The following is a 24,259-nucleotide window of genomic DNA, read 5'->3' on the forward strand; positions in this document are numbered from 1 at the left end:
AAGGTCCCCTGCTCCCCCACCGCCGCTACGACTGGGGACGCACGAACGGGAACAGCACCGTCTGCCGGATCGACGCACCGGTCAGCATCATCAGCAGCCGGTCGACGCCGATGCCGAGCCCGCCGGTCGGCGGCATGCCGTGTTCGAGCGCGAGCAGGAAGTCCTCGTCCAGCTCCATCGCCTCGACGTCCCCGCTCGCCGCGCGCAGCGACTGGGCCTCGAGCCGCCGCCGCTGTTCGAGAGGGTCGGTCAGTTCGGTGTAGGCCGTGCCGACCTCGGAGCCGAACGCGATCAGGTCCCAGCGCTCGGCCAGCCGCGGGTCCACGCGGTGTTGCCGGGTCAGCGGCGAGACGTCGGTCGGGTAATCGGTGTAGAAGGTCGGCAGCACGGTCGCGCCTTCGACGAGATGCTCGTGCGCCTTCAGCACGAGGTCGCCGTGACCGGCCTCCTCGTTCACCGGCACCCCCGCCGCACGGCACAGCCGCTGGAGTTCGGCGACCGAGGTGCCCGCGTCGATCTTCTCCCCGAGTGCCGCCGAAACGGCCTCATGGACCGGGATCACCGGCCAGTCACCGGAGATGTCGTACTCGATGACCTTCCCGTCCGGCCCCGGACGGCGGACGACCTGCGCGCCGTACGCGGCCTCCGCGGCATGCTGCACGAGTTCACGCGTCAGCGTCCGCATCGTGTTGTAGTCGGCGTACGCCTGGTACGCCTCCAGCATGGTGAATTCGGGATTGTGCGTCGCATCGACGCCTTCGTTGCGGAAGTTCCGGTTCAGCTCGAAAACGCGCTCGACCCCGGCCACGCACAGCCGCTTCAGATACAGCTCGGGCGCGATCCGCAGGTACATCCGCATGTCGTAGGCATTGATGTGGGTGACGAACGGCCGGGCGTTGGCGCCGCCGTGCACGGTCTGCAGCATCGGCGTCTCGACTTCGAGGTAATCGTCCTGGTGCAGTCGTTCCCGCACCGCACGCACCACGGTCGAACGCATCCGCAGCATCGCCGTCGAATCGGGGTTCACCGCGAGGTCGAGGTAGCGCTGCCGCACCCGCGTCTCCGGGTCGGTGAGACCCTTTCGCTTGTCCGGCAACGGATGCAGGCTCTTCGCCGTGACGGTCCACTCGTCGACGAGCACGGAAAGTTCGCCGCGCCGTGACGTCACGACCTGCCCGCTCACACCCACGTGGTCGCCGAGGTCGACGCCTCGCCGCCACCCGCCGAGATCGAGCACCGACGCGTCGAGCATCAGCTGGATCTCTCCGCCGAAGTCCTTGACCCGCGCGAAACAGAGCCCGCCGAGGTTACGCATCGCGAGCACCCGTCCGGCGATGCGCACCCGGTGACCCGTATGAGTGTCCGGGCTCAGATCGCCGAACTTGGCGACGACGTCGCCGAGCTGATCCTCCCGGGCGAAACCGACCGGATAGGGGTCGATCCCGGCTTCCCGCAAGCGATCCAGTTTCGCCATCCGCACGCGGACCTGGTCGGGCCGCCGCACCTGTTTCGGCGCGGGGGTGGCCGCGTTCGCGTCGATGCGATGGACCTCGGCGACGAATTCGTCGGTGACCGTCTCGAGTTTCAGCGCCCGGGCCGAACGTCCGGTGGGGACGAATCCTTCGAGCGCACCGGCGACGATGCCGACCCGCGGCAGCCGTCGAGCCGAGGAATAGCAGAGGAATCGCGGTTCCCAGTCGGGTCCGTACTTGGCGTTGGACCGGTAGAGCGACTCCAGCTGGAAGAATCGTGACGCCATGCTGAGGACACTGCGCCACGCGCGCAGCACCGGGCCGGCGCCGATCCGCTCCCCCTCGGAGAAGACCGCGCGGAACATCGCGAAGTTCAGGGAAATCCGTTGTGCGCCAAGGCGCGAGCTCGCCGCCACGACCTCGGCGATCATGTACTCGTTGAGCCCGTTTTCGGCGTCGCGGTCGCGCCGCATCAGGTCGAGGGACAGACCGCGCCGGCCCCACGGGACGAACGACAGCATGCCGCGAAGCTCGCCCTTGGCGTCGTACGCCTCCACCATCACGCTGCGGCCGTCGCTCGGATCACCGAGCCTGCCGAGCGCCATCGAGAACCCGCGTTCGGTCTCCGCGCCACGCCACTGCTGCGCCTGCAGCAACAGCCTGGCCATCTCGTCGGCCGGGATTTCGCTGTGACGCCGGACTTTCGTGGTGTATCCGGCCCGTTCGATCCGTTTGACCGCTTGGCGGACCGAGCGGCGCTCCGGCCCGGCGAGGCTGAAGTCACGAACGTCGAGGACCGCTTCGTCGCCGATTTCCAGTGCGCGCAGACCCGCGTCGGCATAAGCCTTCGCGCCGCGTTCACTCGCACCGAGTACGCCGGGGGTCCAGCCGTAGGTGCGTGACTCGTTCAGCCAGGCGCGGACCGCGTCCGGCCAGGCGTCGGGATCGCCGATGGGGTCGGCACTCGCGACGCTGGTGCCCGCGAGCACGCGGTAGGCCACGGCGGCGCGGCCGTTGGGCGAGAAGACGACGCTCTTCTCGCGCCGGGTGGCGAAATACCCCAAAGAGTCGCCTTCGCCGTGTTCGGCGAGAAGGCGGCGTACGCGCAGTTCCTCCTCGTCTGTCCTCAAGCGACGGCTGCGTACGCCGCGGAAAAGCGTGTACAACGCGGCCGTCGCGACGGCGGTCGCGCTGAGGTCGAGCACGAGGTCGAGCCAGGCGGGGCCTTCGCCGATGCCGACGCGGCGCAGCTGGATGTTCTCACCGGTCGTGTGGTTGACGACCCACGCGAACCGCTCCCAGGTGTCCGCGAGGCGGCCGGGGAAGGCTTCGCTCAAGCCCCAGCCGACGAGGATGACCGCGGCGAGGCCACCGAAGAGGACGGTGAAGCCGTCACGCCAGGCGCCGGGCGCGAGCCGGGCGGGGAACGCCGGGCGGATGATCCAGAGGAACGCGATCATGCCGATCGAGATCAGGTCCGCGATGGCCAGCACCCACACCTGGTGCGGGATGTGCCGGACCTGCCACGGACCCAGCTTGAGCAGCTCGGGCGACCACAGCAACGCGGCTTGGAAAGCCAGGGTCACCGCCAGGCCGCCGAACTGGAACAGCAGCAACGTGTAAAGAGCGGCGCGTTTGCGGCGGCGGAGCGCGGCGCCGAGGACGACGAGCAACAGGACGATCACGAGACTCGCGTTCGTCGGGATGCTCAGTGCCGAGAAGGCGACGTCACCCGCCTTGAGCACCGGCCCCTTCACGCCGCCGGCGAGGAGGAGGATCACCGAGAACACGGCCGCGAGCTGCACGAGGGTGGCGACGATGCCGCCCGCCCTCGCCTTCCACGGCGGCACACGGCTCGCTGGGTTTACCATTCTGGCCTTTCGCGGTACTCACAGGTGATCGACAGCTGCTCTTACTTGACGTCAGACAACCCCGTGTGGTTGTCAACGATCATCATCCTCTGGTCTCAATTTCGTCGTTCGCAGGCGTGACGCTGCCTCGACACCGCGGTGTGAAGCTGGTCGCAGGGCCTTGGGAGCGCCATTGGCGCGTGTCACGCTTTGACTTGTTCAGCTCCACGACCCGGGGACCTCATCGAGGCCTCGAGGGAAGGACGGTCGACAAGGATGTCTGCCACTGAAAAGGATTCCGGCGAGCTCGTTGCTCCGTACGGGACCGGCGCGGCGCCCCAGACCACGTCTGGGAAGAAAGTCCGCGTACATCACCTTCGCGAGATGAAGGAGCGCGGCGAGGCCTGGCCGATGCTCACCGCCTACGACATGTACACCGCCGCGCTGTTCGACGAGGTGGGCATTCCCGTGCTGCTCGTCGGGGATTCCGCGGCGAACAACGTTTTCGGCTACGACACGTCACTTCCGGTGACCGTGGACGAGCTGCTTCCCCTGGTCCGCGCGGTGACCCGATCAGTGAAGCGGGCACTGGTCGTGGCCGACCTGCCGTTCGGCTCGTATCAGCTTTCGCCGCAGCAGGCGCTGGAGACGTCGGTGCGGTTCATGAAGGAGGGCCGTGCGCACGCGGTGAAACTCGAAGGCGGACGGAAATTCGCGCCGCACGCCGAAGCACTGACGTCAGCGGGTGTCCCGGTAATGGGACATATCGGATTCACCCCGCAGAGTGAACACAATCTGGGCGGTTACCGGGTCCAGGGACGCGGCGAAGCGGCCGACGCGCTGCTCGCCGACGCGCTCGCCCTGGAGGAGGCCGGCGCCTTCGCGGTCGTCATGGAGATGGTGCCCGCCGAAGCGGCGAAGCGGATCACGCACGAACTGAAGATCCCGACCGTCGGGATCGGCGCGGGGCCGGACTGCGACGCGCAGGTGCTCGTCTGGCAGGACATGGCCGGGCTCCGGCGCGGCAAGACTCCTCGCTTCGTGAAGAAGTACGCCGACCTCGCCAGCGTGCTGGCCGGGGCCGCGACGGCGTTCGCGGAGGACGTCCGGCGAGGCGAGTTCCCGGCTTCGGAGCACTCTTTCCACGACTAACCCACCTCTGACCTGCAAAAAGAGAGCAAGGGACCTTTGCTATCACTCCCGTTGGGGAGGGCGATAGCAAAGGTCCCTTGCTCTCTTCGGACCGGCCGGGTTGCGGCGACTGTGTGGTTTTCGGGTCATCCAACGCACCAAAATCCACACAGTCAGTACACATCGCCACGCGGAGTACAGGGTGTGTGGAAATAGGGACGTTGAGTGTCCCTATTTCCACACACCCCTCCCCGTCTCGTCGCCCGCGATAGCAAAGGTCCCTTGCTCTCTTCCTAGGCGGCCTGGGCGCGCCGACCCTCCTTTAGTTGTTCACGTATATGAACTTCAATCATGTCCTTGACTCACGTTCGTAAAGAGGCTTAACGTCTAGCCGTCGCCGCCACGACCGAGCTTCGATCCCTCGACGAGGAGGACCACGGATGCGTGTTCGTGAGCGGGTTCTGACCATCGCGACCGGTGCCGCACTGCTGTCGACGCTGGCGGCATACCCCGCACAGGCCGCGACGGTCCGCGTCGGGACTTCGGAGCAGCTGACGGCGGCGCTCGCCTCGGTCACTCCCGGCACCATCATCGAGCTCGCGGCCAACACGACCTTCTCGGGCAACTTCAAGGCGGCGAAGAGCGGCACCTCCGGCAGCCGCATCACGCTGAAGGGTCCTCGGAGCGCGGTCGTCAAGGCCTCGGCCGGGCGCACACTAGAGCTCACCGGCAGCTACTGGAACCTGACCGGCTTCACCCTCACCGGCGGCCAGAAGGGTCTGATGGCGACGGGCGTCAAGAACACCGTCGTCGACGGCATCAAGGTCACCGCCGTCGGCCACGAAGGCATCCACTTCCAGTACACGAGCACCGACAACGTCGTGAAGAACTCCGAGGTGACCGACACCGGCCGCGAGTTCGCGGGCTACGGCGAAGGCATCTACTTCGGTTCCGCGAAGGGCAACTGGCCGGGCGGCACGCCCGACCGGAGCGATCGCAACAAGGCGCTCGGCAACAAGATCGGCCCGAACGTGCGAGCCGAGTCGATCGACATCAAGGAAGGCACCACCGGCGGTGAGCTGCGCGGCAACGTCTTCGACGGGACCGGGCAGAGCGGCGAGCACTTCGCCGACAGCTGGGTGGACCTGAAGGGCAACAACTACGTGGTCGCGGACAACCGGGGCAGCAAGGTCTTCGTGCACGACGCGACCTACGGCGGCTTCGAAGTCCATGTCCAGCTTGACGGCTGGGGCCGCGACAACACCTTCTCCGGCAACACCGCGGACGTGCAGTCCAGCCACGCGTACGGCTTCTATCTCGTGAAGGCCGCTACGGGGAACAAGGTCTGCGCGAGCAACAAGGTGACCGGCGCCGGGAAGGGATTCGCGAACGTGGCCGCCACGGCGGGCTGCTGACGCGATCGAAGACCGGGGGCCCGCTCAGCCCGGCGGCGGGGGCGGGCCCCCACCCTTCGGACACTCGCCGATTCGGGCAAAGTGTCCGTATGGACGATTTGTACCCGCCCATCCACGTTCGCGCCGAAGGCATGCTCGACGTCGGTGACGGGCACCGGATCTACTGCCAGGAAGCGGGGAACCCGGACGGCAAACCGGTGGTCGTCCTGCACGGAGGCCCTGGTAGCGGCATCTCGCCGATGTCCAGGCGGCATTTCGATCCCGAGGTCTACCGGGTCATCCTGTTCGACCAGCGCGGTACCGGCAAGAGCACTCCGCATATCGGCGAGCCGGACGTCGACCTGTCGGTCAACACCCTCTGGCACCTCGTCTCGGACATGGAAAAGCTGCGCGAACGGCTGAATCTCGAACAATGGCAAATCTTCGGCGGCTCGTGGGGCGCGACCCTCGCCCTCGCTTATGCCGAGACCCATCCGAGCCGAGTCACCGAGATCATCCTGCGCGGCGTCTTCACCGTCGGCCGCGGTGAACTCGACTGGATCTACGGCGGCGGTGCCGCGAACCTCTTCCCCCGCGAGTGGGAAGCCTTCCTCGCCCCGATCCCCGAAGAACGCCGTGACGACCCGATGGCGGCCTACCGCGAACTCGTCTATCACCCCGATCAGGTCATCCGGGAGCGTGCCGCCATCGCCTGGAGCACCTGGGAAGGCGCGATCGTCTGCCTGCGCCCGGATCCGGCCTTCCGCAACCAATACGCGTCACCGGACTTCGCGGTCACGTTCGCGCGGCTCGCTTTGCACTACTTCTGCCATGGGGCGTGGCTTGAGGAAGGACAGCTGATCCGCGAGGCCGGCAAGCTGTCGGGGATTCCCGGCGTGATCGTGCAGGGGCGGTACGACGCGGTGTGCCCGCCGGTGACGGCGTACGAGCTGCACCGGGCTTGGCCGGACTCGAAGCTGGATCTGGTCGAGGCGGCCGGGCACGCGGTGACGGATCCGGGGATGCTGGCGGCGCTTCGGGCCGCGACGGATTCTTTCCGACCGTTTTGACCAAGGCCCCTGAGTCGAGGTGCCCGCGCCTGCCAGGCAGCGAAACCTGGAACTCCTGCAAGCGTCACGGTAATGCGAAGGCCCCGCCAGCCCAGCTGGGCGGAGCCTTCCTTCGCCCCCGTTATCTAGGCAATCGAGACAACATCCGCGCGAGTTCGTCTGGAAACTCTGTGATGTGCGGTTCGGCGCAAAACCTCACGGTGCAAGCCGCAGAGGCAAACTCCATCGCCGGACACTCTCCGTTCGACATCATCTTCGCAGAAATTCCCAAAGGGACCACAAAGTTCGCTTGAGCCTCATCTGTCATCGAATCAAGAAAATTGGTTTCTTCCGAGAAGACGAACTCCGCGATTGAATCCAAACCCCCACCAGGTCGGAAATGTTCACTCGACAGGATGGTTCAATCATGTCTTCGTATTCAGCGAAGCCGAAACGATTTATACGAAGATGCTGCCTACTCATATCATTTCCCACGACAACCGATTCCCTGGCGATCCAGTCTAGGCTGACATACTAACGCGCAAGGCCGGCAGGTGCGCCTTATACGCCACCTGGCGGAGAATTCAAGCCTCTCACTTTCACCACCACTCGAACTCACTCCTCGGATTCCGGCAGCACCCTCAGCTTTGATGAGACACATGGTCTCTGCACATCCCGAATAGTAGCGGCCGCCCTCCGGCGCGAATTCCCGCACGAGGAAACCTTGCCCCGGAATTGGAGCGGTGAGGCTGTCAATGCAGGTCGTAAGGTCGCAGTTGTGAATGAGGACCGGCGTCTGACCCACGACGACGTACTACGCGTGGTCCGTGCCGACGGTCAGGTTGTCGAATCCTTAAGCCCCGATCTCCTCGACCATGAAGCCATCATCACTTGCTACAAAGTGCTCCGCAAACACGTCGAACAGGGCACACTCTCAGTAACCTACAAGGATGACCCCAAGCTTTGCCGAGATCTTACGCGACCTGATGGACAACCGCGACCTGTCGCCCGGGCCATTAGCCGAGCTTCAGCCCGCGCCGAATCGTCAATTCGGCAATTAATGAATGAATATATTGTACCATCGACTGAAATAGTGAGAGAATCACTCCGACATTGCGAAGCCCTGACCAAATCGGCGAGCTAGCTTTGATTGCAATCTCGCTTTCAGCTGAACAAATTCGACGAATACTTGACATTGCCCACAACCTGAAGGCGGAGCCTTAAGGTAAATGGCTGACACGGTCCGCCAACTCCTACTGAGGGCCAACATACGATTACCCGTAATCACAGAGCCCTTTAAGCTGCATCACTTCAAGTCATCACACGAAATCATGACAATCTCATCGCGCAAAATATAGATAATTTTACGTCTCAAGCAATGGAAAGTATTCGACGAGCTTTCCATCTACTTCCCTCACGCTTGCAGAGCCACAATCAGGACGGCGACCTCAACATTAAGCCCCAATTGCCATCCCGCAGTGTAGCCACCTGGAACAACTTAAAGCTCCACACCTGACATAAGCCGCCCAGACTGTTTGATGGTCAATTCGCTGATCAAAATTCGATCCGAATATCAATCTCATCAAGGGGGCCCGAGCCATCGACGCCATGGGGACGCCCCGGCGACCAGGACGACGATCCTGACGCCCCAGCCGCCACGGCCGTCATCCGCTGACGTTGCCGTCAAATACCGCAGAGCCCTCATCGACATCCCTGTCGATGAGGGCTCGTGTGCGGTTTTCAGGGTTCTGAATCCTCAGCCGAGAGGGTGTCGTTTTCTGAAGAACCCAAGTTCATCAAGGCTGCCGCGCATCCTTCTCACTGAAGCGTCCACTCGCCCAATGAAATTGGTCGAATCCCAGCCCTCATCATCGAGAACATTGCATTGCGATCTTCCCCATATTGATAGACCGATGAATCGAACCCTGCATAGAACCTTCCGCCACTTCCCGAGTACACGGTCAAATGGAAGCTGTCCACGCCAATCGGGAATAGAGGGGTGTCAGCCACCTCTGCGCATCGGCGAGCCACGTCTGCATCACGGGTGGTGCAGACCGCGGACGGATCAAAATTCGTCCAGCTTGAGATCCTCTCCCCCGCGATAACGAGGGCTGGGAGATGGTCGATCCTCAGGCCAAGATATTCACCCAAGAACTTCCTTGCCTCCTCATGACAGGCGAAACCGACACGCTCCAGACCCGCCACGATGGCGTCCGTCTCACGGCGAAACCCAGCCCCCTCCCAGCCACACGACCTGAGGAATTTCTCCAACTCCGACTCGCGCATCCTTTTTCACCTCGATAGGTCTTTCGCTCCACGCCGAACAAGAACACTCCGACAGGATAAGCACGCCGCTTCTGGGGCACCCGTGGCACTGCGAACGGTCAAGAACTCGATGTCACTCAACCGTAGCGAGCGCCCGACTTGATCCTCAAAATCGGCTCCATGTTCGGCGATTAGAGAATTGCAGGCCCGGATCTCGGCACAGTTATCGGCTCCGCGGCCAGCGATCTGCCCACCATCCGCAAGAACAGAGTCAATCTCGGGCTCGAAATAGACCGAGCTGCCGCGCTCATTGTGGCGTCCGCGGGCGCCGATTGCGCTGCTGCGCTAGCGTCACGTCCGCAGTTGTGCGTCAGGACCGGCGTCTGACCTGCAACGACGAAGTACGTATGGTCACCATCGACCGTCAGGTTGTAGACCCGCCGCGTCTCAGACCAAGACCGCGTACCCGTAACAGTCGCATCCCGATGATCACCGGCCTCCAGCCGATGACCCAAATCTGGTCGAGACGGCCGGGGATGGAAACTCTATCGCCGAATATTTTCTATTCGACGATCAGAGAATCGATCACCCGATCGCGAAGTCGTTATTCCTTGACGCGGTTGAGATCTGGGTCATGGGTTCTGATCCATCGGCACGGCCTCCACGCTCCCGTAGCCGCGAAATCCGATGATCACCAGCTCCATCGACTCCTTCACCAGGACCACGCCCGCCATGAGATCCTTGATCAACTTACGAGACCCGAGAAGTAAGTTAAGCTTTTGGATAGCTATCGTAAATTGTTTCTGGCGCAATACCCAAGACTAGAGATTCAATTCCAGCACAGCCAGACCCGAACTTTCCCAGCCAATCAACGACCACATAGATTGTACCATCTTCGTCAATTCCAAGAAATGATCTCCCCTCGTCAAGTTCGCCGACAGGGACTATAACCTTTCCGATCAGGTTTCCCCATTCAAGAAATCTCTGTTCTTCACCTAAACAGAGGCTCGGGTCAACACTAAAGGCTTCCCTGGCTCGCGAAATACCCTTACCGCCGAATTCAACAGAAATCTTCCCAAACTCAGCCAGGAAAACCCTTGCTGGATCGTGCACCATAATTCCAGCTTCCACCAGGCGGGCATGCCAGTTTGAGATATCAATTCTTCTTCCAGGAAACCATCCTGCGGCAAGCAAGACGTCCTTTACTTCTACAGAAAGGTCTGCCACTCTAGCCACCCGTCGTGAAATTGAGATCAAAATGCTCTCTAAGCGCCTTGCAACTACTACATGGACCTATCGGGGTTCCGTGTTTGGCATGCTCGACACTGCCTCTAATCAAGACTGCAGCGGCATCAGCTCCCACCGGACTCTCCCCATTGAAGAGTGCTTGCGATAGGCAGACGACCAAACCACATTGCCCATGCCCATTGCCACGCTCCCCGGGCAAAACCGTGTTCAACACGACCTGCACGGCCGGGTGCACGCGGACCCTTGCTCCCCGAACGCTAGCACTACCAAAGATTTGCCCACCAACCAGTTGAATAGCCTCTGCCACAACAGGCCTCGACGCGTCGGGGCGGATTGTCGCCGAAGCATCTGCTACACCCTGCGCCGCTCCTAGTGCCCCTCCATCGCAGTTGTGCGTCAGGACCGGCGTCTGACCTGCAACGACGAAGTACGTGTGGTCACCATCGACCGTCAGGTTGTAGACCCGCCGGGTCTCAGACCAAGACCGCGTACCCGTGACAGTCGCATCCCGATGATCACCGGTCTCCAGCCGATGCCCGGCCTTCAGATCAACAGCGTGCGACCACCGCTTCTCCGACTCCACCCAGAACGGATGCTCATCCGTCGCCACCACAGACCCACGATCGGCCCCACTCGCGACACCGACCTCCACCAACGTCCGCTGACTCGCATGCGAACGAGCATCCGTCACCACCCGAACCGCAGAACGCCCCGTCGTCGGATCCTTCGCCAGGACCCTGTCCCCGACCTTCACATCCTTGATCGGCTTACGAGACCCATCACCCATCACCACCAGGGTGCTCGGATCGAAGCTGTTCCCCGTCTCGCACTTCCCCGCCGGGCTGCTCGACGACTCGTCGTGATGCTTACCCCGCCCCTTGTTCCGCCCAGCCAAGCCAGCCAACCCGGCCAGCACATCTTCAGGAGAAGCACCCGACTGAGCGATCTCCGACACGGCCGTCACGGTCTCGGCGACGTTCTGGACGACGCTCCCGTCCCCCACCACCTGCTTCTTGAAGAAGTCCGTCACCTGGCCGGCATCCTGCACGTTCGCCTTGAACGACTGCACGATCCGAGCAGGCATCAACGGCGACGACGAGACCAGGTCCGTCCCCTTGAAGACCGGCTTCAATGCCGCCTTCAACGTCGGGATCGGATTCCGCTTTGCCGCCTTCTCCGCGGCGCCCCGCGCAGCGGCGGCAGCGGCCTTCTTCTTCGCCAGGATCGCTGCGGCCCGCCTAGCCGCGGCCGCGGCGGCCGCAGCAGCCGCCTTGCGGGCAGCCGCGACAGCGGACGCCTTACGAGCGGCGGACGCGGCTGCGTCGCCCGCGGTTCGACGGGCCGCGCCCGCGACGTCGTCGCCGTAGCGGCGGCCGAGAGCGACTGCGTCGTCGGCGTAGCGACCGGCCCGGCGACCGCCGCCGATGAAGTCACCGGCCTTGCGCGCCCATTTCGCGGCGGTCGCGGCGTTGCCCCCGAACGGGATGGCACCCGCGGCCGACCACGCGGCGTTCTCCCAGTCACCCTCCACCGCGTAGATCGCGGCGTTGGCCAGGTCGGCGATCTCACCGATGCCGGGGATCATGCCCGCCACGTCCAGCGCGGTGTGCACGATGCCGCCCGCCTTGTCCCACAGGTCACTGAACCAGCCGTGGCCATCGGGATCGAAGAAGTTCAGCGGCGAACCGAGCACGTAGGAGTACCGGTTCGCGCTGATCGACGGCGAGTACGGCAGCTCGATGCTGTCGCGAGAGGCGAAGGTCCCGGAACCCGGCTGGTACCACCGCGCCCCCATGTTGACGTTCCCGTTGTCGGGATCCGTCCAGTCACCCTGGAAGCCGACCGACCGTGCAGTACCGGTCGACGCGATCCGCTTGCCGTACGGGTCGTACGCTGTCGAGTCGACGACGCCACCGGAAGCGGGCGCCAGGGCACCGACGACGTCACCGTGCCGGTCGGAAAGCGTGAGCCGGGAATCGGACCCCTGCGAGAGCGACAACAAGCCACCGTCGGGACCGCGACCGAAGCGCGAGACACCGTCGCTGACCGCGTCCCTTTCCATGCCCGCGTATGAGAACTGCTGTCCACCGCGGGTGGCGAGCCGATCGAAGTCGTCGTAGGTGTACTCGGTCGAGCCGAACTTCACTAGCCTGTCGAAGCCATCGAAGGAGTACTTCTCCTCCAGCCCCGATGAGGTACGTGAAGCCAGCGAACCGCGCGGCGTGTACGCGTACGTGTAGTCGCCGTCCGCGAGGACGCGGTTCCGCTCGTCGTAGCCGGCGACCTTCTCGCCCGCCTTGACCCGGTTCCCGGAGTCGTCCCAGCCGTACTCGGTCGCCTTACCCGCCGGATCGGTCCACGAGAGCATCCGCCCCTGGTGGTCGTACGAGTAGCTGTTCTGACCGGAACCGGCCAGCCCCGTGGTGCCCTTCGTCTTGACCCGGTCGTTCGGGTCGTAGGTGTAGGCGATCGAAGAGAGAACCGAACCGTTGACTTCCTTGAGGACATCGGACTTCGGCCGCGCGAGGTTGTCGTACTCGTAGGTCCGGACCCGGCCGGCGCCGTAGTCGACGGTCTTGACCTTTCCGGCCTCGTTGTAGCCGTAGGTCAGCCTGCCGCCGGTCGCGCCGTCGGTGACGGAGTCCAGACGCCCGTTGAGATAGCCGTAGCCGGTGGTCCCGGCGGCGTCCGTGCGCTTGTTGACACGTCCGGCCGCGTCGTACTCGAACGACGAACTGCCGGAGGTGCCCGTGGCGGTCAGCAGACCACCTCGGTCGTTGTAGGTGTACCCGTTCTGTCCGGCCACCATCAGACGGCCGTCGGCGTCGTAGGCGCGCTCCTTGGTCTTCGTCGGAGCTTCCGCGCCCGAACCTGACTCGGTGAGCATGCGGTTGAGGGCGTCGAAGGTCCGGTCCCGGGTCACGTTGCCGGGTGCGGTCAGACGCGTCGCGTTCCCCGCCGCGTCATAGGACTGCGTCCAGGTCCGGTCCGTTGCCGCGGGGTGCGCGGCGGTCGACGGCTCGATCACCGACTCCGGCAGGTTCAGGCTGTTGTAGGTGAAGACCGTCTTGTTTGCCCGGCCGTCGGTGAACCTGGTGCGGTTTCCTGCCGCGTCGTACCCGAAGGACGTCGTGATCGACTTCCCCTCGGCGACGGGTTCGACCTGGCCCGAAAGCCGGTTCGCCGCGTCGTAGGAGAAGGTCGTGACGCGCTTTTCCCAGTCCTCCGCCGTCTTCACGTTCCCGGCGAGGTCGTAGGTGAACTTCCGTTCCCGCAACGGGGGCTGGTTCGCGGTCCAGCCGGCCTCGACGTCGAACTCGGACACCTGACGGCCGGCCAGGTCGTAGTTGAGGCGCTTCGTGACGCCCGCGCCGTCACTCACCCGGACCAGGCGGCCCTGCCGGTCGTAGCCCCGTTGGGTCTTCACTCCCGCCGGATCGACCGCGGTGATCAACTGGTTCAGCTTGTCGTAGGTGCTCTTGCTCTTCTCACCGGCGGGGTTCTCGACCAAGTCGATGTTGCCCGCGGCGTCGTACCGGTACTTGGTGGTGTAGCTGGTAGTGGTCGAGGACGGTTTCGGGAACCGCTCCACCGCGGTCGACGTGACCTTGCGGCCCAGTTCGTCGTACGTCGCCTCGACACGGGCCCCGGTCGGCGAAGTCGCCGAAAGCGGGAGGCCGGTCATCGTGTACGAGTATTTCCACACACCGCTCGCCGTACCGTCGGCCTGCGGATCCTGCCGTTCCAGCAGCCTTCCCAGCTGGTCGTACCGCAACTCGGTGGTGTGGGTCCGCGAGTCGATCTGCTTGATCACACGCCCCACGGCGTCGTACCGGATCTCCTTGCTCGGGGTGATCGGCGCGGTGCCCCCGGGTGGTGTGTACGACGGCAGGCTCGACTTGACCAACTGGCCGAGCCGGTCGTACTCGGCCGTGGTGACCCGGCCGACCGGGTCCTTCGTGTGCGTGACCGAGCCGAAGGTGTCGTACCCGGTGATCATGGTCGCCTGTGTGTCGGTGGCCGCGCCACCGCCGGATTCGGTACGGACTCGCGGGCCGGTGGCACGGATGGGCCTGGCCAACTCGTCGTAGTCCATCTTCGTGGTGAACGCGGACAAGGGTTCCTGCCCGAGGTTGCCGCGGGGATCCGTCACGGCCGTCGGCAGTCCGCGTTCGTCGTACCGCCACCGCGTGATCAGGCGTTCCTGACCATTGTGGACGGTCTGCTGGATCCGCTTCCCGTTCGAGTCGTAGGCGAACTCCGTGGTTTCGGTGACGTTCGGCTGGCCGGCGCCGACGTTCGAGGAGTACCCGGACTTCTCCGACCGGATGACGTTGCCGCCGCGGTCATAGGTGAACTGCGTACGCCGTTCGAGACCGCCTGAGTCCTCGTTCGTCGCCGTGAGCCTGCTGACGGCGTCGTACTCGTAGGTCGTGGTCCTGTTGCCCGCGGTGATCTGCTTGGTCAGGTTTCCGGCGCCGTCGTAGTCGTTGTTCTCCAGCACGAGGTCGCGGACGTTCCCGGTGACCGGATCGCGATAGCCCTCCGCCACCACCTGGCCGATGAGGTCGTTGGCGTAGTAGTGGTTCCTCGTCGTCCTGCCCATCGCGTCGACGTGCAGGGTCTGCCTGCCCGATTCGTCGTACCGGAAGGACTCGAGCACCGTCGGCTTGGAACCGCCAGGATCGGGATCTCCCTCGCCGTCGCCGGGCCTGCCGTCACCATCGGCCGGGTCGACCACGCCGCCGTGCCAGCCGTGCAGCCGGACCTCCGCGACCTCGTTCCGGGCCGTGTACGCGTACGACCTCTTCACACCGCTCGCGTCGACCACGGACGTCCGGTTGCCGAAGACGTCGAAGCCGTACCTGGTTTCCTTGCCTTCGGGGTTCACGACGTGGACGAGCCTGCCGTGATCGTCGTATGCGCGCGTCGTCACCCGTGCCCGATCGCCGCCGGTGAGATCCAGGACCTCTTCCCGCTCGACGTTCCCGTCCTTGTCGTAGGACGTCACGGTCTTGGCACGGTGTTTGACCCCGGTGACGGAGTTCGTCGTCTCCGGCCCGGTCTCCGCGATCACCCGGGAAAGCTCGTCGTACTCGTACGTGGTCTTGACGCCATCGGGATACGCCGCCGTGTAGACCGTGGCCGACGTCTTGCGCCCACCGACGTCATAGCCGAACCGGGTACGCATTCCGGCCTGTTCCTGGATCTCGCCGAGATCACCCGAGCGGTAGTACCGGTAGACCGTCGTGTCGCTGAGCGCGCCACGCGTCATCAGCAGCAGGTCCGCCGGGACACGGTGGAGCGGGTTGTCGAGCGCCTGCTCGGTGCCGTCGGTGTAGGTGTGCGTGACGGACCCGCCGTCGGGCATCTGCTGGGTGAGCAGATCTCCCTTGGCGGTGTAGAGGTACGTCGTCAGGTACCGGTTGTCGGTGGCGTTCGTCGACCTGCCGTCCCGGCTCCACGCGACCTTGTCGTTGGTCGGGTCGAGGGGATTGCCCGGGTTGAGGAAATACCCGAAGTACTCGGTCTGGCACTTCGTGGCCATCGAGCAGGTCCGCTTGCTGGTCACGTTTCCGCGTTTGTCGAAACCGAGGACGACCTCGTTGAGGTTCTCGGAAACGATGGTGCTCTGGTTGCCTTCGTCGTCGTAGGCATAGCTGCGGATCCCGTAGCCTGCCTCGCCCGGCGGCTGGCCGGGGTTGTCCTCCGGACGGACGCCGAGGCCCAGCGGGGTGACCATCCGCAGGATCCGGCCACGGACCGGGTCGTAGTCGTAGGTGTGGTCGCGGTTCCCCGGATCCGTGAACTTCACGGTCCGGATCAGGTTGTTCTCCTCACCGGTGATCACCGGGGCGCCGAGCCTCCACACCCCGCCGTTGCGGTCGGTGTAGGCCTTCACCCGCTCGTTGACCGTGTCGTACTCGACCTCCGTGGCCACCCTGCCGCTGGGAAGCACGATCTTGCTCAAGCCTTCGGACGGCTGCGCGGCTTGGAAGTGTTCACGGACCACGCTGTCGCTGAGCGGCTTGCCGTAGACGGCGATCTCGTCGATCGCCCCGGCGAAGTAGCCGTGGTCGTTGGCGGGCTTCGCGGGCCAGTTACCCGCGATGAACCCGGCCCCGGCATAGACCTTGGTCTGGTTGCCGTGGTCGATCACGCCCTGTTTCGTCCCGGCCTGGACGCCGTCCAGGTAGAGCCACTGCGTCGCCAGGGCCCCGGAAAGCACCACGTGGTGCCATTTCCCGTCGTTGACCGACGCGGCGGTGCGGATCGGATTGGTCGTTCCGTCGGCGAACTGGCCGTACAGCTTTCCGTCCGTACCGACATAGAGCGCCGGGGTGTAGGCGTTCTGGAGCGCGCCGGTGATCTCGTTCTGCTGGTAGCCCAGCAGGACACCGGAACCGGTGGTCTTGAACCACAGCTCGACCGCGAGGTCCCTGCTCTTCTTGACCACGCCGTCCTGCAGTTGCAGTACCGAACTCGACCCGTTGAACGTCGCGGCGGTGTCGGCCGAGCCGGGCAGCGCGCCGGGAGCACCGAGGACGACGTTCTTGTACTTCCCGTTGTCCTTGCCCCGGTTGAACGCCACCTGGCTGACCGCGACGTCTCCGGTCGCGTCACCGAGCCGCCAGTACGCGTCGGGCGACGCGTCGTTCACGACCGTGCGGAACCTGGACTGGTCCGTGTACTGGTATTCGGTGGCGTTCCCCCGGGGGTCTTCGACCCGCCGCAACCGGTTTCCTTCGTAGAAGTACTTCCAGTTCCGGATTTGGCCGTTGATCTCGGTGGCGAAGACGTGCGCGACCTTGCCGCCTTCGACCAGGAAGACCAGTTGCCGCTCGCTGGCCAGGTCGAGGACGCGGGACAGGTTGGCCCCGTCCCACTGCACGATCGCACCACGCCCGACACCGTCGGTGTACCCGGTCAGCCTGCCCGCCGAGTCGAACCGGTAGGTGGTCGCGGTCTTGTCGGTGAGCCGCCATCCACCGTCCGGCGTGGACGCGAAGTCCGCGAAACGCCCTTGCGGAGGGGCATAGGTGCCGTCGGGGTTGAGACCGAAGCGCAGTTGTTGCCCGTCGGGATAGGTGACGAGGGTGTTCCCCGCGTAGTCGCGGACCACCTTCATGTCGTATTTCGTCGCCCAGCCCGTGCCGAACCAGTGGTCGCGCCGCGGGTCCAGCGAGTTGTACGTACGGGTCACGCTCAGTTCGGGGCCCGCCGTCGGCAGCTGGACGTCGACGGCGCTGGAGTAGTAGTTGCCCACCATCGGGTCGAAGTCGCGATCGGATCCGCTGTGCGGCGTCATCGCCATATGCGAGGTGATCGCCGGCTGGGGAACCGCGCTGAGGATCGCGCTGAACGGAAGCGGTTCGCTCTCGTTGGCGCCGTCGAAGGCGAACGACCGCCAGAGATAGATCTTGTTCCAGGACAGCTTCTTGTCCGGAACCGTCCACGTGGGATTCGCCTGGTACGCAGAACTGAAGCACTCGACCGGAGTGTCGTCGTCGCCCTTCCGGCACACCTCGAACCGGTACTTCAAGGTGCTGCCGGGCGGAGGGTCGACGTCGATACCGTTGGCCCACAGCTGCGGTGTCAACGTCTGGACGGACGCGCCGTTGGGCGGGTACTGATGTTTGATGAACGGTGGCACGTCGTAGACGTCGAGCCCGATTCGGGCCGGTGCGACCTGGTGATCGGTGAAGTAGTCGCCCGGTTTGCGGAACACGCTGAAGTCGAGCAGGTAGCTGCCGACGCCGATCGGCTTGATCTCGGCGTCGAGCGTCACGGACGCCCCCCGGGCCACATCGCCGGGAAGCTCGGCGGCCACCTGAGAACCGAGCGAGTTCCCGCTCCGGTCGAAGATGCGGTAACCCAGCGCGAAGTCGGCGCGAGTCCACGCCTGCGCGCCGCGGTTGGTCACGGTGATCTTGACCTTGCCCGGGCTCGTGCGGGTGACCGGCGGTTCCGGCGTCGCACGGTCGACGCGGTACTCGGCGTTGTACGGCGAGTGCGTCACGTACAGCCGGGGCGGGTTCGCCGTACCGAATCCGGTGAACCGCTTCCACGCGGCCGGATCATTCGGGGCCTGCAGGGCGAGGCCGTGGTTCGCCGCGCCGCCCGCCCACTGCTGGACGAGGTTTCGCCCGTCGACACCGAGATCGACGAGTTCGTGCGCGGTCGGGCAGTTGGACCTGGTCGCCAGCGGGGCCATGTAGCCGTGCGAGAACACACCGCTGCCGAGCGGGCCGCCGATCGGCGGCGTCCCGGAGGAACCCCAGTCCGCGGTGACCGGATGCACGTACATCGGGCGGGGCGCGCACGAGCCGGACCAGAAGTTGGTCAGCTGCAACTGGGCACCGAAGATCCGGTTGTCCTTCAGATCCCCGCCGATCCCACCGAACCGGAGATAGCTCGAGGCCGTTTTGCCGCCACTACGGCCGACCCGCAGTTCGGTCGCGTTGAGGTGACGCTGACCGTTCTCGACAACCATGTTGCCGGTGCTGACCGACTCCTTGACCACGGTGGGGTCGACCCGCACGGGATAGACCCGTGCCGGGTCGCGCAGCCACGCGGAGTCCAGTTCCACGCGCAGGATCTGGCGGCCGTCACGGGACACGAGCCGATAGGTGACACCGTAGGACGTCGCGGGCTCGCCGCTTTCCTGGCGGCTCGAGTCGAGCATGTAGCCCGCCGGGACACGCAGGACGGTGGCGCCGGCTCGGTCGACGAAGACCACGGCGCCGTCGACGATCCTCGCTTCGAGGCCCTTCAGGTCGAGAGCGAACTCCCAGGCGTGAGGGGCGTCGGGACGCTTGAGGACGAACCATTCCTTGGCCGCGCCGGCGGAGAACTCGACCTGCAGGTCGGCGTTCGGCAGGACGTCGGGATAGCCGACGGTGGCACCCTCCGCGCGTCCGGCCGAAGCCCGCGCCCCCAGCAGGGTGAAGGCGACTTCCTGCCCGGCGCCCGGGTCGACCCGCATCGAGCCCGCCGTTTGCCCCAGGTGGACCTGGAGCGCGTCGCCCGCCTTGCGCCAGCCACCGGCCTGATCCGGCACCGCACGTGCGTCGATCGCGCCGTAGCCGCCCTCGGGCAACGGATAGTTCAACGGATCCTGGCCGTACACCGTGGTCTGCGTGCCGTCGGGGTTGTCGTAGACGCTGCTGTGGGAAGTGCGCTGCTGCGGCAGTTCCCTGCTGGCCTTGTCGTCGAATCCACGCACCTGGGTGGCGGGCGGTGGAACGGCCTTGGCGCTACCGCGCTTGTCCGCGGCGGGTTCGGGGAAGGTCAACGGCGGGTACTTCGACTGCAGTGAAGCGGCCGTCGCGCGGTTGATCGCGGGCGCGGTGGGGCTGTCCGGGGTCGGTCGATCCGGAACCCCTTCCGCCGATCCCGACTGCTGCTTGGGCGCGTTGGCCCCGGCCGCGGCGTCCGCGTCACCCGAGGACGGGAATCGTTGCGACGCCACCGGCCCCAGCGTCGCGACCAGCGCGACGATCAGCAGCAAGGCGAGCGTCGCCCGGAGTCTTGCGCGCAGGGCAGGTCTACGACGGATCCGCTTCATGATTTCCCCCCTTGGGATGCCCGACGAGGGCATCCCTCGGCTCCTTCAGAGCAGGTCGGCAAGTTGATATTGGTGGGGAGCGAAGGCGTCCGGCAAGGCCCTTTCCCGAAATTGGGCCGAATGGCCGTGACCGAATGGACATGCCCGACCGACCAAGTAGGCATCGAACTGGCGTTCGACAGCCAAAATTGACTGTCGTGGCCGATGATCTTCGTCACAAAACACCACTTGCCACTCTTCGAATCACACCTTTGGCCGAATGACGGCACTTCGAGCAGCCGCTAGCGTCCGGCGTGCTTATAGCCAGAAGCGAGGGCGCTGGGGGCGGATCGTCGCGTCGCGTTACAGAATGAGCAACTCTGTCGCGCCGTCGCAATTTTGTGCGTTTGTGAGCACTTTTTTCCGCACGTGGCACTCTCCGTATTCGGAGAAGGAAGGTCCAATGCGGACTCGAAGATCCCTGATCGTCTCCGCGGCCGCCACGGCCCTGCTCGGCACCGTGGTGGTCACGGCACCCGCGGCACACGCCGCCCCGGCGCTGCCTCCGGGGTTCGCCCTGTTCGACACTCCCACCGGCCACCAGGCCGGAGATCTCACCGACGCCGCCTACCTCCCGGACGGAAGCGCGCTGACCACCGGCCGTCTGGGGTCCGTACAGCTGGTACCGCAAGGCGGTCAGCCGGTCCAGATCGCCTCGCTTCCAGTGCACACCGCTGGTTCGCTCGGCCTCACCGGCATCGCGGTGGCGCCGGACTTCACCACCAGCCGGGCGGTCTATACCACTCGGGCGGTGTCGACGGGATCCTCCGCGGTGTTCCGTCTCAGCAAGTGGAAGGCCGAAGGATCCGACGCTCCGACGTCGTTGTCGGAAGAGTTCACCGTCCTCGAGTTCCCGGTCAACGCGGACAGCAAGGGCATCCAGGACGTGGCCGCGGACCCTGCGGGCACCTCACTGTGGGTCGCCGTCGGTGACAACGCCGCCGTCCGGTCCCACACCGACGCCACGAAGGACAACGTCGACAAGTTCGCGTTGCGCGCCTTGGACACGGCCCATCCGACGGGCAAGATCCTCCGCGTCGACCTCACCGGCCGGGGCGTGCCGGAAAACCCGTTCTACGACACGACCGCTACCTCGTCTTGGAAGAGCCGCAACTACGCGAGCGGGCTGCGTGATCCTCGGATCGCACTGGACCCGCGCGGCGGCGTGATCGTCACCGACGTCGGCTGGGCGGCCCGTCACGAAGTCGACCTCGCGTTCCCCGGCCAGAACCTGAAATGGCCCTGTTGGGAGGGCACGACCCGGACTCCGGGCTATCGCGACACGCCGGAGTGCAAGAATGTCGCGAATGCCGCACCGCTCGGCGAAACGGTGCACGGCGCCACGGATACGATCGTCGGCGGTGTTCCTTACACCGGAGTTTCTTATCCCGAGGCTTTCCGTGGAATTCATTTCGTAGCCAACAAGGGTGCGCAAACTCTTTCCACTCTGGGGTTCGACAACGGAGGCACGGTCACCCAGCCCATCACCACCGTCGCTTCCGCGATCGGTGACCCGGTGTCGGTCCTGACCGCCCCCAACGGCGACATCGTGCTGGCCGACGCGGCCGGGGCGAAATTGCGCAGGCTGAGCTACACGCCCGTCAACAAGGCTCCCCGCGCGGCGTTCACCGCGACCACGGACCCGGCCACAAGCACGGTCTCGTTCGACGCGAGCACGTCGGACGACCCGGACCGTGAGGCTCTGAGCTATCAATGGACCTTCGGTGACGGCACCACCGGAACCGGGAAGACCGTGAGTCACACGTACTCGGCGGGCGATCCGGTGACGGTGACCCTCGCGGTCACCGACCCGCACGGCGCCCCGTCCAACACCAGCCGGACGGTCGTCCCGACCGAGGCGAGCCCCACCGTCGAACTCCTCCCGCCGACGTCGACGGTCTTTTCCACCGGTGAAACGGTCTCGCTCGGTGCCACGGGGGCAGATCCGGGCGACGGACCGCTCACCGTGAACTGGCGCGCGGATCGCGTGCACTGCCCTCGCAACGCCGCTTGTGAGATCAACCAGCTCAGGACCGCCACCGGACTCACGTTCTCGATGAGTTTCCCGAACGAGAACGACACTCGCGTCGTGATCACTTCGTCGGTGGAGAACGGCCGCAACGTCGTCGCCAGCAAGCAGTACGTCGCGAATCCACGACAGGCTCGCCTCACTGTCGTCGGGAACCATCCGGCCCAGATCAAGATCGGCGCGAACCAGGACGCCGGCCGTCTGGTGACGGTGGGAGCGGCGGTGCTGATCACCGCGCCGGCGACCTCTCTCGACGCGGCGAAGTTCGTCAAGTGGGCGGACAACCAGAGCACGGAGCCGGCCAGGCAGATCGTCATGCCCAGCGGCGGGCTCGGTCTGCGGGCGGATTACCAGACCCCGATCGAGAAGCGATACGCCGACGAGGCACCCCTCCGCACCCTGATGGGAACCCCGGTGGGGGCGGAACTGATCGAGGGTGACGGGCACTGGCAGCTGTACACGTCGGGCCGTCTCTACTGGACACAGCAGCACGGCGTGAAGGCCGTCTCCGGGGAGATCCTGACCAAGTACGTCACGCTCGGCGCGCATGCCTTCCTGGGGTCGCCGAAGACCGACGAGCTGGTGGGCGCGCTCAACGGACGCTACAACGATTTCACCGGCGGCCCGACCACGGGGGACGCCTCGATCTACTGGCATTCGACCATCGGGGCCATGGCGATCCACGGCGAGATCCGGACGAAGTGGCGGGCGGCCGGCGGCGAGGGCGGACCGCTCGGTTACCCGACCAGCGACCAGCTGACCACGCCGGACGGGGTCGGCAGGGTCAACCACTTCTTCAAGAACAACGCCTCGATCTATTGGACGCCCGCGACCGGCGCCCACTACGTCATGGGCCGGATCTGGCAGAAGTGGGGAGGCCTGGGATACGAAGTGTTCTTCGGCTACCCGACCACCGATGAAGTGGCCACGCCGGACGGCGTCGGGCGGTACACGCACTTCAGCGGGAACGGTTCGATCTACTGGTCGCCTTCCACGGACGCCCACGAGATCCACGGATCGATTCGCGATCGCTACAAGGCGATCGGCTGGGAGAGCGCGGTCGGCTATCCCCTCACCGATGAGGCCTGGACACCCGGGAACACGGGGAAGTACAACCACTTCCGCCAGGGCGGCTTCGATCACTCGATCTACTGGCGTTGGGGAACCAACGAGGCGTGGGAGGTCAAGGGGGCGATCCGGCAGCGCTGGCAGAGTCTCGGCTGGGAGACGTCGTATCTCGGCTTCCCGACCAGTGGCGAGGAAACCACATCGACAGGTAAGCGCAGCAACTTCCAGAACGGCTACATCACCTACAACGGAACGACGGGAGCGGTCGAAGACCGTCGGTACTGAGTGAAACAGAACGCCGGTGCGGGCTTACGAAGCCGCACCGGCGTTTTCCTTCTACAACCGCCCACCGGAAGTCGTGTCGCCGGAAAGCCGTTGCGCCAGGTAGACCGGGATCGTCGACGCGAGGATCAGCACCGCCGCCACGACGTTGACGATCGGCGCCTGGTTCGGCCGGAACAGGTTGTTCAGGATCCAGATCGGCAGGGTCTCCAGCCCGGTCCCGAGGGTGAACGTCGTGACGATGATTTCGTCGAACGACAGCGCGAAGGCCAGCAGACCGCCGGCCAGCAGAGCCGAGCGCAGCATCGGGAACGTCACCAGCCGGAACGTCGTGAGGCCGTCGGCGCCGAGGTCCATCGACGCCTCTTCGAGGTTGCCGCCCATGCGCCGCAGGCGTGCGACGACGTTGTTGAACACCACCACGATGCAGAACGTCGCGTGCGCGACGATCGCGGTGAACAGGCCCAGGTCGATGCCGAGGATCGTGCGGAACGCGTTGTTCAGCGCGATACCGGTGACGATGCCAGGCAGCGCGATCGGCAGGATGATCAGCAGCGACACCTGATTGCGGCCGAAGAACCGGTACTTCTGCAAGGCGAACGCCGCCATCGTGCCCAGTACCAAAGCGATCGCCGTGGCCGCGAGTCCTGCTTGGACACTCGTGCCCAGCGCGTTCAGCGCGCCTTCGTTCTCCGCGGCCCGGCCCCACCATTCGAGGGTGAAGCTCGACGGCGGCCAGCCGAAGGTGGTGTCCGCGTTGAAGGAATTGAGCAACACCACCAGCAACGGGAAGTAGATGACCGCGAGGCCCAGAACCAGGGCCGCCAGCAACAGGTATTTGGTCGTCCGGGAAAGCCGCATCGC

Annotated in this window: 10 protein-coding genes; 4 read left to right on the forward strand and 6 right to left on the reverse strand. The window is 65.1% G+C overall.

What is annotated here, in order from left to right:
* Positions 1–25 precede the first annotated feature (25 nt).
* A complete protein-coding gene (gene lysX, locus ACZ5IK_RS19895) occupies positions 26–3,343 on the reverse strand; it encodes a bifunctional lysylphosphatidylglycerol synthetase/lysine--tRNA ligase LysX (protein ID WP_465488999.1) in 3,318 nt (1,105 codons plus the stop codon).
* A 255-nt stretch (positions 3,344–3,598) separates the two neighbouring features.
* On the opposite strand from lysX, the gene panB reads away from it, so the two are divergent.
* The 3 genes from panB to pip all read left to right on the forward strand — a co-directional run bounded on the left by panB (position 3,599) and on the right by pip (position 6,917).
* Entirely contained in the window at positions 3,599–4,474 is an 876-nt protein-coding gene (panB, locus tag ACZ5IK_RS19900; RefSeq protein WP_465489000.1) for a 3-methyl-2-oxobutanoate hydroxymethyltransferase, read from the forward strand.
* A gap of 419 nt (positions 4,475–4,893) precedes the next feature.
* Complete coding sequence (locus tag ACZ5IK_RS19905; protein ID WP_465489001.1) at positions 4,894–5,868, forward strand: right-handed parallel beta-helix repeat-containing protein; 975 nt, start codon at positions 4,894–4,896, stop codon at positions 5,866–5,868.
* Positions 5,869–5,957: 89 nt separating this feature from the next.
* Positions 5,958–6,917 (forward strand): prolyl aminopeptidase, encoded by a 960-nt coding sequence (gene pip / locus ACZ5IK_RS19910; RefSeq protein WP_465489002.1) that lies wholly within the window; start codon positions 5,958–5,960, stop codon positions 6,915–6,917.
* Between the two features lie 1,797 nt (positions 6,918–8,714).
* Here the strand turns inward: pip and ACZ5IK_RS19915 are convergent.
* The 4 genes from ACZ5IK_RS19915 to ACZ5IK_RS19930 form a co-directional block, all read right to left on the reverse strand.
* Positions 8,715–9,182, reverse strand: a complete 468-nt coding sequence (locus ACZ5IK_RS19915; RefSeq protein WP_465489003.1) for an SUKH-3 domain-containing protein — start codon at positions 9,180–9,182, stop codon at positions 8,715–8,717.
* A 170-nt stretch (positions 9,183–9,352) separates the two neighbouring features.
* Positions 9,353–9,676 (reverse strand): hypothetical protein, encoded by a 324-nt coding sequence (locus ACZ5IK_RS19920; RefSeq protein WP_465489004.1) that lies wholly within the window; start codon positions 9,674–9,676, stop codon positions 9,353–9,355.
* 256 nt (positions 9,677–9,932) lie between these two features.
* On the reverse strand, positions 9,933–10,388 hold the full coding sequence (locus ACZ5IK_RS19925) for an SUKH-3 domain-containing protein (RefSeq protein WP_465489005.1): 456 nt from the start codon (positions 10,386–10,388) through the stop codon (positions 9,933–9,935).
* Position 10,389: 1 nt separating this feature from the next.
* Entirely contained in the window at positions 10,390–19,977 is a 9,588-nt protein-coding gene (locus ACZ5IK_RS19930; RefSeq protein WP_465489006.1) for an RHS repeat-associated core domain-containing protein, read from the reverse strand.
* Between the two features lie 442 nt (positions 19,978–20,419).
* On the opposite strand from ACZ5IK_RS19930, the gene ACZ5IK_RS19935 reads away from it, so the two are divergent.
* Entirely contained in the window at positions 20,420–23,398 is a 2,979-nt protein-coding gene (locus ACZ5IK_RS19935) for a PQQ-dependent sugar dehydrogenase (protein WP_465489007.1), read from the forward strand.
* Positions 23,399–23,449: 51 nt separating this feature from the next.
* Here the strand turns inward: ACZ5IK_RS19935 and ACZ5IK_RS19940 are convergent, their stop codons facing one another.
* The gene (locus tag ACZ5IK_RS19940) at positions 23,450–24,256 is read right to left on the reverse strand and encodes an ABC transporter permease (RefSeq protein WP_184899918.1); all 807 of its coding nucleotides are present in this window, start codon (positions 24,254–24,256) and stop codon (positions 23,450–23,452) included.
* Between the last annotated feature and the right edge of the window lie 3 nt (positions 24,257–24,259).

It is taken from the genome of Amycolatopsis sp. NPDC031561, assembly GCF_055580625.1.